The sequence below is a fragment of the Streptomyces sp. NPDC055013 genome (genome assembly GCF_053608645.1).
Genome location: NZ_JBSGVW010000003.1, coordinates 347487 through 361804 on the forward strand (window position 1 = coordinate 347487; position 14318 = coordinate 361804).

Below are 14318 nucleotides of genomic sequence, written 5' to 3' on the forward strand. Positions count from 1 at the left end.
TGACGAAGGCCGCGCCCTCCTCGGGTGGCGGCCTTCGGCCGTGCCCGGAGGGAATGCCCTCCGGGTTCTTCCCGTTAGGGGTAGCAAGAAGTTCAACGCTCAACTAAAGTGGACGCACAAGGAGGTACCGACATGCCTGCAGTGACCGTCGAGAACCCGCTGACGCTGCCGCGCGTCGCCGCGCCCGTGGACGCCGTTGCCCGTCCCGTGCTCGCCGTCACGACCGCGCCGAGCGGTTTCGAGGGTGAGGGCTTCCCGGTGCGCCGTGCGTTCGCCGGGATCAACTACCGCCACCTGGACCCGTTCATCATGATGGACCAGATGGGCGAGGTGGAGTACGCGCCGGGCGAGCCCAAGGGCACCCCCTGGCACCCGCACCGCGGCTTCGAGACCGTCACGTACATCATCGACGGGATCTTCGACCACCAGGACAGCAACGGCGGCGGTGGCACCATCACCAACGGCGACACCCAGTGGATGACGGCCGGCAGCGGTCTCCTCCACATCGAGGCCCCGCCGGAGTCCCTCGTCATGTCCGGCGGCCTCTTCCACGGCCTGCAGCTGTGGGTGAACCTCCCGGCCAAGGACAAGATGATGGCCCCGCGCTACCAGGACATCCGCGGCGGCAACGTCCAGCTGCTCACCACCCCCGACGGCGGCGCGCTGCTGCGCGTCATCGCGGGCGAGCTGGACGGCCACCAGGGTCCCGGCATCACCCACACCCCGATCACGATGATCCACGCGACGCTGGCGCCGGGCGCGGAGATCACGCTGCCGTGGCGGGAGGACTTCAACGGCCTCGCGTACGTCCTCGCGGGCCGCGGCACGGTGGGTGCGGAACACCGCCCGGTCCAGCTGGGCCAGACGGCGGTCTTCGGCAGCGGCGGTTCCCTGACCGTCCGCGCCGACGAGAAGCAGGACTCCCACACGCCGGACCTCGAGGTCGTCCTCCTGGGCGGGCAGCCGATCCGCGAGCCGATGGCCCACTACGGCCCGTTCGTCATGAACACCCGTGACGAACTCCAGCAGGCCTTCGACGACTTCCAGAAGGGCCGGCTGGGCACGATCCCGGCCGTGCACGGGATGAGCGCCGACGGCCCGTCCAAGGCCTGACCCGCCCAACCCGCACGACACGCCTGACCCGCCGACACGAGAAGGCCCGCCTCCGCCCCCCCCGGTGCGGCTGCGGGCCTTCCGGCGTCCCGTCACCCACCCGGTCCGCCCGCGCACGACAGCCTCGCCCCGCGCGTGATCCGCTGGAACCGTGCAGGCCCCCACCCCGCTGCTCCCCGATCCCGTCCGGCGGCTCGCCGCATGGTGCGCTGTCGTGTTGCTCGTCGCCGGGGTGGTCTACGTCGGGATCCGGCTGGTCGTGGAGTTCAGTACGGCCGTGGTGCCCGTGCTGCTCGCGCTGCTCGGGACGGCGCTGCTCGGGCCGCTGCACCGGCGGCTGGTGAAGGCCAAGGTGAACCGGTCGGTCGCCGCCGGGCTCACCTGTGTCGCGGTGGTGGCCGTCGTGGGTGGGACCGTCTACATCGTCGGCGCCGCGATCGTCGACAGCGGGGACCAGATCGTCGCCTCGCTCAAACAGGCGGGCCAGGACCTGGCCGAGCACTTCGGGGCCGCCGGAACCTCGCTGGACGACCTCGCCACCAACTCCAAGGAGCTACTCACCAAGTTCGGCGGGACGGCCGCCTCCGGGGTCATCAGCGGGGTCAGTGTCGTGGGCGAGACCATCGCCATCGCCGTGCTCGCGCTGCTGCTCGTCTTCTTCTTCCTGCGGGACTCCCATCGGGCCGCCGGTGCCGTGCGGTCCGTGGTGCCCCGTAGCAGCGGGGACCTGGTGGAGGCCATGGCCAGGCGCGCCTTCCGGGCCGTGGAAGGGTTCATGCGGGGGACCACCTTCATCGCCTTCATCGATGCCGTCTGCATCACCGTCGGACTGCTGATCCTCGACGTGCCGGGTGCGGTCGGGCTCGGTGCGCTCGTCTTCATCGGGGCCTACATCCCCTATCTCGGCGCCTTCATCTCGGGAGCGGTCGCCGTGCTGGTCGCGTTGGCCGACCGGGGGTTCGTCGTCGCGCTGTGGGTGACGGGCATCGTGCTCGCCGTGCAGCAGCTGGAGGGGCATGTGCTGACGCCGGTGATCCAGAGCCGGACCGTTCAGATGCACCCGGCCGTGGTCATGGTGACGATCACCGCGGGGGCCTCCGTGGCCGGCATCCTCGGCATGCTGCTCGCCGTACCGCTCACCGCAGCCGCCACCGGAGTCGTGTACGAACTGAGAGAGCGCTACGCCGACTCCGAGCCCCCCGGCCCGTCCGTGCCCCCGGCGCCCTCGGACTCGTAGAACTCGAACCAGATGCTCTTGCCCTCGCCCCGAGGGTCCACGCCCCACGCGTGAGCCAGCAGCTCGATCAGCATCAGGCCCCGCCCGGACGACGCCAGTTCGCCGGGCCGGCGCCGGTGGGGCAGGTCGTCGCTGGTGTCCGTCACTTCGACGCGCACCCGGCGGTCCCCCGGCCCGCCCCGCACCTCCGCCAGCAGCAGGGCGTCGGCGTCGGTGTGGACGAGGACGTTCGTCAGCGTCTCGGACAGCAGCAGGACCGCCGAGTCCACCTGGTCGTCGCTGGCCCAGTCGTGCAGCAGTTCCCGCAGCTGCTGCCGGGCCACCGCGACCCGCTCCGGCTCGGCCTGCGCCACCGACAGCATGGTGCGCCGGACCGTCGGCCGTACGGTGACCGGGTCACCACAGCCGCACCCCTCCTCCTGCCGCCGCAGCAGCAGCACCGCTATGTCGTCCTCGCGCCGGTCGGCGAGCGGGCCGGTGGTGTGGTGGGAGGACGGGCCGTGAACGGCCTGGACGAGGGCGTCGGCGAGTGCCTCCAGGTCGCCGTCGTGTTCCTCGAGGATCGTGCGGATGCGCTTCCAGCCGGTCTCCAGGTCGTGGCCGCCGGTCTCGATCAGGCCGTCCGTGCAGATCAGCATGGTCTCGCCGGGTTCCAGGGTGATCCGGGTCGTCGGGTAGTCGGCGTCCGGGTCGATGCCGAGCGGGAGGCCGCCGGCCGTCGGACGGGCGAGCACTGTGCCGTCGATCATGCGGATCGCCGGGTCCGGGTGCCCGGCGCGGGCGATGTCCAGCAGCCCGGTCGCGGGGTCGACCTCGACGTACAGGCAGGTCGCGAAGCGCAGGTCGGTCGGGTCCTCGTCGAGGGAGCCGAACGTCATCCCGTGCAGGAAGCGCGAGGCGCGCGAGAGCACGGCGTCGGGGCGATGGCCCTCGGAGGCGTAGGCGCGCAGCGCGATCCGCAGCTGGCCCATCAGGCCCGCGGCCCGTACGTCATGGCCCTGGACGTCGCCGATGACGAGGGCGAAGCGGCCTCCCCCAGACTTCGTCCGGGAGGTGCCCCCAGGCAGCGGGATCATGTCGTACCAGTCGCCGCCGACCTGAAGCCCGCCGCCGGTCGGGACATAGCGTGCCGCCACGCTCATGCCCGGTATCTCGGGGCCGAGCTGAGGGAGCATCGAACGCTGCAGGCCGTCCGTCAGCTCGCGCGCGGACTCGGCGGCCTCGGCGCGGGAGAGGGCCTGGGCGAGCATGCGGGCCACCGTCGTCAGCACGGACCGCTCGTCGGGCGTGAAGGCGACCGGATAGGTGAACGCCGCCATCCAGGCGCCCATCGTGCGGCCTGCCACGGTCAGCGGCAGAAACGCCCAGGACTGGCGGTTGAAGTGCGCGGCGAGCGGCCAGGTGACCGGGTAGCGGTCCTTGTACCGCTCGGGTGAGGAGAGATAGACGGCACGGCCGGTGCGGACGACCTCGGCGGCCGGGTAGTCCGTCCCCAGGGCCATGTGTGTGAAGGGGCTTTCGTCGCCGGGCTGGTGGCCGTGATGGCCGATGATCGTCAGGCGATCGCCCGTGACGCCGAACACCGCCAGGCCGTCCGGTGAAAAGCCCGGCATCGACAGGCCCGCCGCGACCCGCAGCACCTCCGCCGTCGACCGTGCCTCGGCCAGCGCCCGGCCCGCGTCCAGCAGGAAGGCCTCCCGCGAGCGCCGCCAGTCACCCGTGACCGCCGTACGCCCGGCCGAGGTGCCCGGCACCGGTTCGGTGACCTCCTGGAGGGAGCCGGTCACCTCGTACGACTTCTTCTCGCGGTCGAACGAGGCGTGGAAGCGGCTGCGGCCGAGCCGGATCACCCGGCCCCGCTCGTCCATGATCCGCACCCGCGCCTCGCCGAGCGTGCCCTCGGCCACGGCGAGCTGGATCACCCCGCTGATCTCGTTCCAGTCGACCGGGTGCAGGCGGGCGCGCACCTGGGCCTGGCTGAGGGTGGCCTGTTCGGCGGGCAGCCCGAGCAGCCGTGCCGCCTCCGCGTCGACCGTGACCAGTCCCGTGGCGGTGTTCCAGTGCCACAGTCCGGTCGCGAGGGCGGCGAGAACCTCCCCCACGGCGGGCAGGGGCTCACCAGTGCGCATTGCCCCACTCTAAGAAGAGGTGATCGCACACTGCCACCGAAGCTGTACGGGGCACCCGGTCGGGAAGGGCCCGCGGGCACCGCCAAATGGTGGGGAGCCGATCTTGGGGTCCCCGGTAGGCTGGGGGGAGTTTCACGTGAAACAAGCCCCCCGATCCGCGAAGACTGGATGAACGACGATGCATCGGTACAGGTCCCACACCTGCGGCGAGCTCCGCTCCTCTGACGTCGGCACCGACGTCCGACTGAGTGGCTGGCTGCACAATCGGCGCGACCTGGGCGGCATCCTCTTCATCGATCTGCGCGACCACTACGGCATCACGCAGCTCGTCGCCCGTCCCGGCACGCCTTCGTACGAGGCCCTCGACAAGCTCTCCAAGGAGTCGACCGTCCGCGTCGACGGCAAGGTCGTCTCCCGCGGCGCCGAGAACATCAACCCCGAGCTGCCCACCGGTGAGATCGAGGTCGAGGTCGGCGAGGTCGAGCTGCTCGGCGCGGCCGCCCCGCTCCCCTTCACCATCAACGCCGAGGACGGGGTCAACGAGGAGCGGCGCCTTGAGTACCGCTTCCTGGACCTGCGCCGCGAGCGCATGCACAAGAACATCCTGCTGCGTACGTCGGTCATCTCGGCGATCCGCCACAAGATGACGGCGCTGGGCTTCAACGAGATGGCGACGCCGATCCTGTCCGCGACCTCCCCCGAGGGCGCCCGCGACTTCGTCGTCCCCTCCCGGCTGAACCCGGGCAAGTTCTACGCCCTGCCGCAGGCGCCGCAGCAGTTCAAGCAGCTGCTGATGATCTCCGGGTTCGACCGCTACTTCCAGATCGCGCCCTGCTTCCGTGACGAGGACGCGCGTGCGGACCGTTCGCCGGGCGAGTTCTACCAGCTCGACATCGAGATGAGCTTCGTCGAGCAGGAGGACGTCTTCCAGCCCGTCGAGAAGCTGATGACCGAGCTGTTCGAGGAGTTCGGCAACGGCCGCCACGTCACCTCGCCGTTCCCGCGGATCCCGTTCCGCGAGGCGATGCTGAAGTACGGCTCCGACAAGCCGGACCTGCGCGCCCAGCTGGAACTCGTCGACATCACCGACGTGTTCGAGGGCTCGGAGTTCAAGGCGTTCGCCGGCAAGCATGTGCGCGCGCTGCCGGTGCCGGACGTCTCCGCCCAGCCCCGAAAGTTCTTCGACCAGCTCGGTGACTTCGCGGTCTCGCAGGGCGCCAAGGGCCTGGCCTGGGTCCGTGTCGCCGAGGACGGCTCGCTGACCGGCCCGATCGCCAAGTTCCTCACCGAGGAGAACGTCAAGGTCCTCACCGAGCGTCTCGGCCTGGAGGCCGGCCACGCCGTGTTCTTCGGCGCGGGCGAGTTCGACGAGGTCTCGAAGATCATGGGCGCGGTGCGGGTCGAGGCCGCCAAGCGTGCCGGGCACTTCGAGGAGGGCGTCTTCCGGTTCTGCTGGATCGTCGACTTCCCGATGTACGAGAAGGACGAGGAGACCGGCGCGATCGACTTCTCGCACAACCCGTTCTCCATGCCGCAGGGCGGCCTGGAGGCCCTGGAGAACCAGGACCCGCTGGACATCCTGGGCTGGCAGTACGACATCGTCTGCAACGGCGTCGAGCTGTCCTCCGGCGCGATCCGGAACCACGAGCCCGAGATCATGCTCAAGGCCTTCGAGATCGCCGGTTACGACCGCGAGACCGTCGAGGACAAGTTCGCCGGAATGCTGCGCGCATTCCGCTTCGGCGCCCCGCCGCACGGCGGCATCGCCCCCGGCGTCGACCGCATCGTCATGCTGCTCGCCGACGAGCCGAACATCCGCGAGACGATCGCCTTCCCGCTCAACGGCAACGCCCAGGACCTGATGATGGGCGCGCCGACGGAGCTGGAGGAGGCGCGGCTGAAGGAGCTGCACCTGACGGTGCGCAAGCCGCAGCCGAAGTAGGCGGCTCGTTGCCCAAGCAGGCAGCGAACTCGAGAAGTGGCTCGGAACCGGCGTCGGTTCCGAGCCACTTTCTCTTGTGGCCGTCATGCAGGGCTCTCACTCAGGTCTTACCTAACCCCCTGACAGGCACGCTCCCTAACTTCCCTGCACATGACGGGAAACCAGACGGCCGAAGGGCCGAAACACAAGCGGGACCTCACGCGTCGCAAGGTCGTCGTCGCCGGTGCGGGAGCCGCCGCGGCGGTCGGCGTGGGCGGCACGCTGGCGGCGGGCGCCTTCGCGGGTGAGCCGGCGGCGGGCGGTGCGAAGGCGTCGGGTGCGAAGGCGTCGGCGAGCAGCGGCTCCACCGCCGCGGAGACCTGCTACAAGCTCACCTCGGAGACCACCGAGGGCCCCTACTACATCGACGCCGACAAGCTCCGCCAGGACATCACCGAGGACAAGGAGGGCATCCCGCTCACCCTCCGCATCAAGGTGATCGACGCCGAGAGCTGCAAGCCGGTCGGCAACGCGGCCGTGGACATCTGGCACTGCGACGCGCTGGGCCTGTACTCGGGCTATGAGTCCTTCTCGAACGGCGGCGGGGGCGGCACCCCGCCCACGGACGCCCCCTCGGGCACGCCCACCGCGGTGCCGTCCGGCACCCCGACCGGAGAGCCGCCGGCCGGCGGCGGTGGCGGCGGGCACGAGGAGCCGACCAGCGACACCCGCTATCTGCGCGGCACCTGGCGGACGGACCGCAAGGGCTTCGTCACCTTCAAGACCGTCTTCCCGGGCTGGTACCAGGGCCGTTGCGTCCATATCCACACCAAGGTGCACGTCAGCGGCGAGTGGACGGACGCCGGGTACGAGGGCGGCACGACCTGCCACACCGGCCAGTTCTTCTTCGACGAGGAGACGGTCCTGCTCTCCGCCGAGGAGGAGCCGTACTCGACGTCCACGACGGAACGCACCACGCTCGACGAGGACACGATCTACGACCAGAGCGGGACGACCGGCGGCCTGCTCAAGCTGAAGTACAAGAAGAACGACATCGCCAAGGGTGTCCTCGCGACGATCACGGTGGGCGTCGACCCGGAGGCGACGAACACCGGGACATGACCTGACCTGACCCGACGGACGACGCGGGGCGGATGTGCGCACACGTCCGCCCCGCATTCACAGTCCTCCAGTAGGCGCTCGGCGCTGTCGTCCGCCCCGAGCCTGAAGCCGCCAGGTCGCGAGATCGCGCCGTGTCGTCACTCCTCGTCCGGCGGAGGCCTGAGCGCTTCCTCCTCCAGCAGGCGTTCGGCGATGTCGTCGGCCCAGGCCCTGACCCACTGGCGCAGCGTTGCCACCGACTCCGCGGTGAGGCCCCGGGCGGTGAACACCCGGTCGTCCAGCAGTTCCGTCGCCTCCAGGCGGGACTGGAGGTCGGCCGGGTCGAACTCGTCCCAGGCGTGGCGGCGGCCCTGCTCCTCCAGGTCGGGGAAGCTCCAGTGGGCCGCGGCGGCGTAGACGTCGATCAGGTCGCGTGCGGTGCCGCGGTCGGTCAGGGCGCGGACCTTGGTGCCGATGAGGTCTTCGAGGGAGAGGGCCGGGCCGAGGCCGGTGGTGACCGGCGGGTGCCAGAGAGTCTCCTTCAGGAGGTCGAGCGTGTGCTCCTCGGCATGGCCTCCGGCGAGCTGGTCACCGGCGTCCGGGGCGGTGACGAGCAGCCGGGCGGAGAGCGGGTCGGTCTCCAGGGGGCGTACCCGCCAGCCGAGTCCGGTCAGGCCGCGCAGCATGTCGGCGGCGATCCGGGACATGGGCTCGGGCGACTCCGTCGCCACCTCCAGCGGCCCCCGCACCGACTCCCGCGACGTCAGACCGTGCGCCCGGACCGCGTACTCGCCGGCCAGGACGAGGGGATAGCGGGCGCCCAGAGCGAGGACATCGGTCAGGAGGTGGCGGGGCTGCTGGATCATCGTGCGCCGATTATGGCTGCCCCGCCGAGTCGGGCGACTTCGGCGGGGCCGGGCGTACGGCTACTTCGCCACGAACTGCGTCAGGATCGCCTGCACCTCGTAGATGTCGACGCCCTTGGTGAACGTCTTCTGGACCGGCGTCGCCGAGCCCGAGAGCCAGATCTTCAGCTCGGCGTCCAGGTCGAAGGTGCCGGCCGTCTCCACCGCGAAGTGCGTGATGCTGCGGTACGGGATCGAGTGGTACTCCACCTTCTTGCCGGTGATGCCCTGCTTGTCGACCAGGATCAGACGGCGGTCGGTGAACAGGATGGTGTCCCGTATCAGCAGGTACGCCGCGTGCACCTGCTCACCGTGGCCCAGCAGACGCGCGTAGTCCTGCTGCGCCTGCCCCTGGTCGATGGTGTGCGCGTTACCGAAGAGCGCCATGAATGGATCCCCCCACTTGATGGCCTTACATGATCTTCGCAATGTATAGCGCCTCGGGGGTGTCCAGGCATAGGGGCGTAAACGATCAGGTGTCGTACGAACCGTCCCAGGGCGCCCCGAAGCCCAGGTGGTCCGGGTACAGCTCGGCCCACGCCTCACCTTCGTCCTCGTCCGTCACGAGTCCGAACAGCACGCCGTCGACGGTGAGTTGGAAGGGTCGGACGGTGATGTCCGTGTACGTACGGCGGGGAAGGCTGCGCAGCCGGGTCGCGAGGTGGGCGCGGGCGCGGGCGAGCACCGAGTCGGGTCCGTGCGGGGCGCGCATCTGCTCGGCCCAGGTGCCGGCGCACCAGATCTCCGAGTCGCGGTACCGGCCCTCGGGGTCGAAGGTGTGCAGTACCGAGTACAGGCGTTTGTGCTCTTCCCAGCCGGTGCCGAGGTCGAAATCCTTGGGGAAGGCGTATGTGACCGACCCCAAGAACTGTCCGTCCGCGTAACAACCGATGGCCTCGGTACGGCCGTGCGGCTCGTAGGCGATCGGGATGACCTCTGGGACTGCCATGGCGGAAACCATACGGTCGTGACGGGGGGCATGGTGGCGGTGGGGGGTGATCCATGCCAACCGGATGGACAACATCCGCGTGATGTCCCCGAGTTGCACACCGATCAGTCAAGACCTCCACGGCAACCTTTCGGATCTCCGCGACCACAGAGGAGTCGGAAGCCCGCTCACGCGGGATCGCTCGCCGGTGTGCGAGCCCCACCGAAGCAGCCGAAGGACTCATTCGTGGCATCCGATTCCCCCCGCCCTGTCCAGCGCCCCTCCCATCGCCGTTCCCTGCGTCGGCGCCGTACCGTCATCGCCACCGCCGCGGTCGCGGCCGCCGGTGTCGGCGCGGGTGTCCTTGTGGTGAACGCGAGCGCCGACGCGGTCGACCTCTACCACCAGTCCCTGCCCGCGAAGGACGGGTGGGCGGCCTCCGGCTCCGGTACGACGGGCGGCTCGAAGGCCGACTCCGCGCACGTGTACACCGTCAGCACCCGCGCGCAGTTGCTGAAGGCCCTGGGGTCGGTCTCCGACACGACGCCCCGGATCATCAAGGTCAAGGGCACCGTCGACGCCAACACCAGCGACGCCGGCAAGAAGCTGACCTGCGCCGACCACGCCTCGGGTACCGGCTACTCGCTCGCGGCGTACCTCAAGGCATACGACCCGGCGACGTACGGCAGGAAGGCGCCGTCGGGCCCGCAGGAGAACGCCCGCAAGGCCGCCGCGGAGAAGCAGAAGAAGAACGTCGTCTTCCGGGTGCCGGCCAACACCACCCTCGTCGGCGTCCCGGGCACCAACGCCGGCATCACGGGCGGCAGCCTCCAGGTGCAGAACGTGAAGAACGTCACCGTCCGCAACCTGACGTTCTCCGCCACCGAGGACTGCTTCCCGCAGTGGGACCCGACGGACGGCTCGGCGGGCGAGTGGAACTCCGCCTACGACTCCGTCACCCTGCGCGGCGCGACGAACGTCTGGGCCGACCACAACACGTTCACGGACGCGCCGGTCTTCGACAAGTCGCTGAAGACGTACTTCGGCCGCAAGTACCAGATCCACGACGGCGCCCTCGACATCACAGGCGGCTCCGACCTGGTGACCGTCGAGCGCAACGTCTTCAGCAGCCACGACAAGACGATGCTGATCGGCAGCAGCGACACGGACAGCGCCGGCAAGCTCCGGGTCACCCTCCACCACAACGTCTGGAAGGGGATCGTGCAGCGGGCGCCCCTGGCCCGCATCGGCCGGATCCACCTCTACAACAACCTCTACGACACGACCGCGCTCAACGGCTACGAGCCGAAGTACAGCATCGACTCCCGCGCCAAGGCCCAGGTCGTCGCCGAGCACAACGCCTGGACGCTCCCGTCCGGTGCCAAGACGGCCAAGCTGCTGAGCGGCGACGGCACCGGCTCGATCGCGGGCACCGGCAACCTCGTCAACGGCACCGCGACCGACATCGTGGCCGCCTACAACGCCGCGAGCTCGAAGAAGATCAAGACGACGGTGAACTGGAAGCCGGCGCTCACCGCGGGTCTGCAGACCTCGGCGAAGAACCTCGCGACCGAGCTGGCGACCAGCACGGGAGCCGGGGTCCTCAAGTAGCCGGCGCCTCTTCCAGCCGTGGGAACAGCGCCGCGCCCTTGGTGACCGTCGTACCGGCGGGGAGCCTCCCCCAGTCGGCCGCCTCCTGGATCCTCTGGTCCCTCAGGCGGCCCAGGGAGGCGTCCGCACCCAGGGAGTCCCAGAGCTTCGCGGAGGTCTCCGGCATGACCGGAGCCAGGAGCACCGCGATCGCGCGCAGGGACTCCGCGGCCGTGTAGAGGATGGTGGCGAGACGGGCCCGGCCCTGCTCGGATTCGTCCTTCGCGACCTTCCACGGCTGCTGCTCGGTGAGGTAGCCGTTGACCTGCTTCACGAAGTCGAAGACCGCCAGGATGCCGCCCTGGAAGTCCAGCTCGTCGCCGATCCTGCGGTCGGCCTCCGCGACGGCCCTGGCGAGACCCTCCTGCACGGCCTGCTCGGCCTCGCCGTGGGCCGTCGACGCCGGCAGCTCGCCGCCGAAGTACCTGCCGACCATGGCCGCCACCCGGGACGCGAGGTTGCCGTAGTCGTTCGCCAGCTCGCTGGTGTAGCGGGCGGAGAAGTCCTCCCAGGAGAACGAGCCGTCCTGACCGAAGGCGATCGCGCGCAGGAAGTACCAGCGATAGGCGTCCACGCCGAAGTGCGAGGTCAGGTCCTGCGGCTCGATGCCGGTCAGGTTGGACTTGCTCATCTTCTCGCCACCGACCAGCAGCCACCCGTTGGCCGCGATCCGGCCCGGCAGCGGCAGACCGTTCGCCATCAGCATGGCCGGCCAGATGACCGCGTGGAAGCGGAGGATGTCCTTGCCGACGAGGTGGACGTCGGCCGGGAAGGTCGACTCGAACTTCCCGGGGTTCTCGTTGTAGCCGACGGCCGTGGCGTAGTTGAGGAGGGCGTCCGCCCAGACGTAGATGACGTGGTCGTGGTCCCAGGGGACCTTGACCCCCCAGTCGAACGTCGAGCGGGAGACGGAGAGGTCCTGAAGGCCGCCCCGGACGAAGTTCACCACCTCGTTGCGGGCCGACTCCGGCTGGATGAAGTCGGGATTGGCCTCGTAGTGGGCGAGGAGGCGCTCACCGTACTCGCTGAGCTTGAAGAAGTAGTTCTCCTCCTTGAGGAGGTCCACCGGGCGCTTGTGGATCGCGCACAGAAGGGTGCCGTCCGCCGCCTCGATCAGCTCGCCGGGGAGCTTGTACTCCTCGCACGCGACGCAGTACGGCCCCTCGTAACTCCCCTTGCGGATACGGCCGTTGTCGTACAGGTCCTGGAAGAACTCCTGCACCCGGTCCGTGTGCCGCTTCTCCGTCGTACGGATGAAGTCGTCGTGGGAGATCTCCAGGTGCCGCCAGAGCGGCTTCCAGGACTCCTCGGCCAGCCGGTCGGCCCAGACCTGCGGCGGCACGCCGTTCGCCTCGGCCGTCCGCAGGATCTTCTGGCCGTGCTCGTCGGTCCCGGTGAGGAACCACACGTCCTCGCCCCGCTGCCGGTGCCAGCGGGCGAGGACGTCGGCCGCCACCGTCGTGTAGGCGTGGCCCAGGTGCGGGGCGTCGTTGACGTAGTAGATCGGGGTCGTGACGAAGTACGTCATGACCTCACTCCATCACAGTCGCGCGACGCCCCTCATATCTTTTAGGCGCCTTCGCCGCCGAAGCGCTCCTTGTACGCCTCCAGGTCCTCGTCCGTGAGCTTGGCGAAGAGGACCGGCGGGACGGTGAAGGGGGTGCCGGCGGGGACGGCCGTGAGGGACCTGGCCTCCTCGGGGCTCACCCAGGTCGCCGTGTCGTTCTTCAGGGCGAAGGCCTGGCGCATGGCGGCCGCCGACGACGGGATGAACGGCTCCGAGACCACCGCGTACAGGTGGATCAGGTTCATCGCCGTACGGAGGGTGAGGGCGGCGCCGTCCTTGTCGGTCTTGATCTCCAGCCAGGGGGCCTTCTCCTCCAGGTAGGAGTTGCCCGCGGACCACAGCGCGCGCAGGGCGGCGGCCGCCTTGCGGAACTGGAGGGTCTCCATGTGCTGCTCGTACTCGGCGAGGAGCTCGGCGATCTGCTCCCCCAGTTTCGCCTCCGCCTCGCCGGCCTCGGCACCCGCCGGGACCTCCTCGCCGAAGCGCTTCTTGGAGAAGGACAGGACGCGGTTGACGAAGTTGCCGAGGGTGTCGGCCAGGTCCTTGTTGACCGTGGCCGTGAAGTGCTCCCAGGTGAACGACGAGTCGTCCGACTCGGGGGCGTTGGCGATCAGGAAGTAGCGCCAGTAGTCGGCGGGGAGGATCTCCAGGGCCTGGTCGGTGAAGACACCGCGCTTCTGGGACGTGGAGAACTTTCCGCCGTAGTACGTCAGCCAGTTGAAGGCCTTGACGAAGTCGACCTTCTTCCAGGGCTCGCGGATGCCGAGCTCCGTGGCCGGGAACATCACCGTGTGGAACGGGACGTTGTCCTTCGCCATGAACTCCGTGTAGCGGACGTCGGTGTCGACGTCGTACCACCAGGACTTCCAGTCACGCGTCGACGGGTCGAGGTCCGACCACTCCTTCGTCGCGCCGATGTACTCGATCGGGGCGTCGAACCAGACGTAGAAGACCTTGCCCTCGGCCGCCAGCTCCGGCCAGGTGTCGGCCGGGACCGGGACGCCCCAGTCCAGGTCACGGGTGATCGCACGGTCGTGCAGGCCCTCGGTCAGCCACTTGTGGGCGATGGAGGACGCCAGGTGCGGCCAGACGCCGTCGTGGCGGGCGACCCACTCCATGACCTCGCTCTGCAGCTTGGACTGGAGGAGGAAGAGGTGCTTGGTCTCGCGGACCTCCAGGTCCGTGGAGCCGGAGATCGCCGAGCGCGGGTCGATCAGGTCGGTGGGGTCGAGTACGCGGGTGCAGTTCTCGCACTGGTCGCCGCGGGCCTTGTCGTAGCCGCAGTGCGGGCAGGTGCCCTCGACGTAGCGGTCCGGGAGGAAGCGGCCGTCGGTGGGGCTGTACACCTGGCGGATCGCCCGCTCCTCGATGAAGCCGTTCTCGTTCAGCTTGCGGGCGAAGTGCTGGGTGATCTCGACGTTCTGCGGGGAGGAACTCCGGCCGAAGTAGTCGAAGGCCAGCGCGAAGCCGTCGTAGACAGCCTTCTGGGCGTCGTGCGCCTGGGCGCAGAACTCCGCCACGGGCAGGCCCTGCTCCTTGGCGGCCAGCTCGGCCGGGGTGCCGTGCTCGTCCGTCGCGCAGATGTAGAGGACGTCGTGGCCGCGCTGGCGGAGGTACCGGGAGTACACGTCCGCCGGGAGCATGGACCCCACCATGTTGCCCAGGTGCTTGATTCCGTTGATGTACGGAAGGGCGCTGGTGATGAGGTGTCGAGCCATCGGGGGCTGCTCCCAGGTCGGATTTCGGGGTTCTTGGTTCTTTGCGAAC

Annotated in this window: 11 protein-coding genes; 5 read left to right on the top strand and 6 right to left on the bottom strand. The window is 69.5% G+C overall.

All coding sequences use genetic code 11. The features are described from left to right. Positions 1 to 132: 132 nt before the first annotated feature. Positions 133 to 1113 (top strand): pirin family protein, encoded by a 981-nt coding sequence (locus tag ACWGDB_RS06285; protein ID WP_453821320.1) that lies wholly within the window; start codon positions 133 to 135, stop codon positions 1111 to 1113. A gap of 151 nt (positions 1114 to 1264) precedes the next feature. Continuing rightward, entirely contained in the window at positions 1265 to 2350 is a 1086-nt protein-coding gene (locus tag ACWGDB_RS06290) for an AI-2E family transporter (RefSeq protein WP_453821321.1), read from the top strand. Here ACWGDB_RS06290 and ACWGDB_RS06295 read toward each other — a convergent pair. After that, positions 2293 to 4479 (bottom strand): SpoIIE family protein phosphatase, encoded by a 2187-nt coding sequence (locus tag ACWGDB_RS06295; protein ID WP_453821322.1) that lies wholly within the window; start codon positions 4477 to 4479, stop codon positions 2293 to 2295. The genes ACWGDB_RS06290 and ACWGDB_RS06295 overlap by 58 nt on opposite strands. A gap of 178 nt (positions 4480 to 4657) precedes the next feature. Between ACWGDB_RS06295 and aspS the strand changes: the two genes are divergently transcribed. Together aspS and ACWGDB_RS06305 are read left to right on the top strand one after the other, a co-directional pair. Further along, entirely contained in the window at positions 4658 to 6421 is a 1764-nt protein-coding gene (aspS, locus tag ACWGDB_RS06300; protein ID WP_453821323.1) for an aspartate--tRNA ligase, read from the top strand. A gap of 150 nt (positions 6422 to 6571) precedes the next feature. Continuing rightward, positions 6572 to 7522 carry an intradiol ring-cleavage dioxygenase gene (locus tag ACWGDB_RS06305; protein WP_453821324.1) on the top strand — a complete coding sequence of 317 codons (951 nt, stop codon included), beginning with the start codon at positions 6572 to 6574 and terminating at the stop codon, positions 7520 to 7522. Between the two features lie 137 nt (positions 7523 to 7659). Here the strand turns inward: ACWGDB_RS06305 and ACWGDB_RS06310 are convergent, their stop codons facing one another. The 3 genes from ACWGDB_RS06310 to ACWGDB_RS06320 form a co-directional block, all read right to left on the bottom strand. Further along, positions 7660 to 8367, bottom strand: a complete 708-nt coding sequence (locus ACWGDB_RS06310; RefSeq protein ID WP_453821325.1) for a nucleotidyl transferase AbiEii/AbiGii toxin family protein — start codon at positions 8365 to 8367, stop codon at positions 7660 to 7662. 60 nt (positions 8368 to 8427) lie between these two features. Further along, positions 8428 to 8793 carry a PH domain-containing protein gene (locus tag ACWGDB_RS06315; RefSeq protein ID WP_093907565.1) on the bottom strand — a complete coding sequence of 122 codons (366 nt, stop codon included), beginning with the start codon at positions 8791 to 8793 and terminating at the stop codon, positions 8428 to 8430. Positions 8794 to 8878: 85 nt separating this feature from the next. Next, on the bottom strand, positions 8879 to 9355 hold the full coding sequence (locus tag ACWGDB_RS06320; RefSeq protein ID WP_453821326.1) for a hypothetical protein: 477 nt from the start codon (positions 9353 to 9355) through the stop codon (positions 8879 to 8881). Positions 9356 to 9580: 225 nt separating this feature from the next. Between ACWGDB_RS06320 and ACWGDB_RS06325 the strand changes: the two genes are divergently transcribed. Then, a complete protein-coding gene (locus ACWGDB_RS06325; RefSeq protein WP_453821327.1) occupies positions 9581 to 10945 on the top strand; it encodes a pectate lyase family protein in 1365 nt (454 codons plus the stop codon). Here ACWGDB_RS06325 and metG (ACWGDB_RS06330) read toward each other — a convergent pair. Then, on the bottom strand, positions 10938 to 12512 hold the full coding sequence (gene metG, locus ACWGDB_RS06330) for a methionine--tRNA ligase (protein ID WP_453821328.1): 1575 nt from the start codon (positions 12510 to 12512) through the stop codon (positions 10938 to 10940). The genes ACWGDB_RS06325 and metG (ACWGDB_RS06330) overlap by 8 nt on opposite strands. Before the next feature lie 41 nt (positions 12513 to 12553). Next, a complete protein-coding gene (gene metG, locus ACWGDB_RS06335; RefSeq protein WP_453821329.1) occupies positions 12554 to 14269 on the bottom strand; it encodes a methionine--tRNA ligase in 1716 nt (571 codons plus the stop codon). Positions 14270 to 14318: the final 49 nt, after the last annotated feature.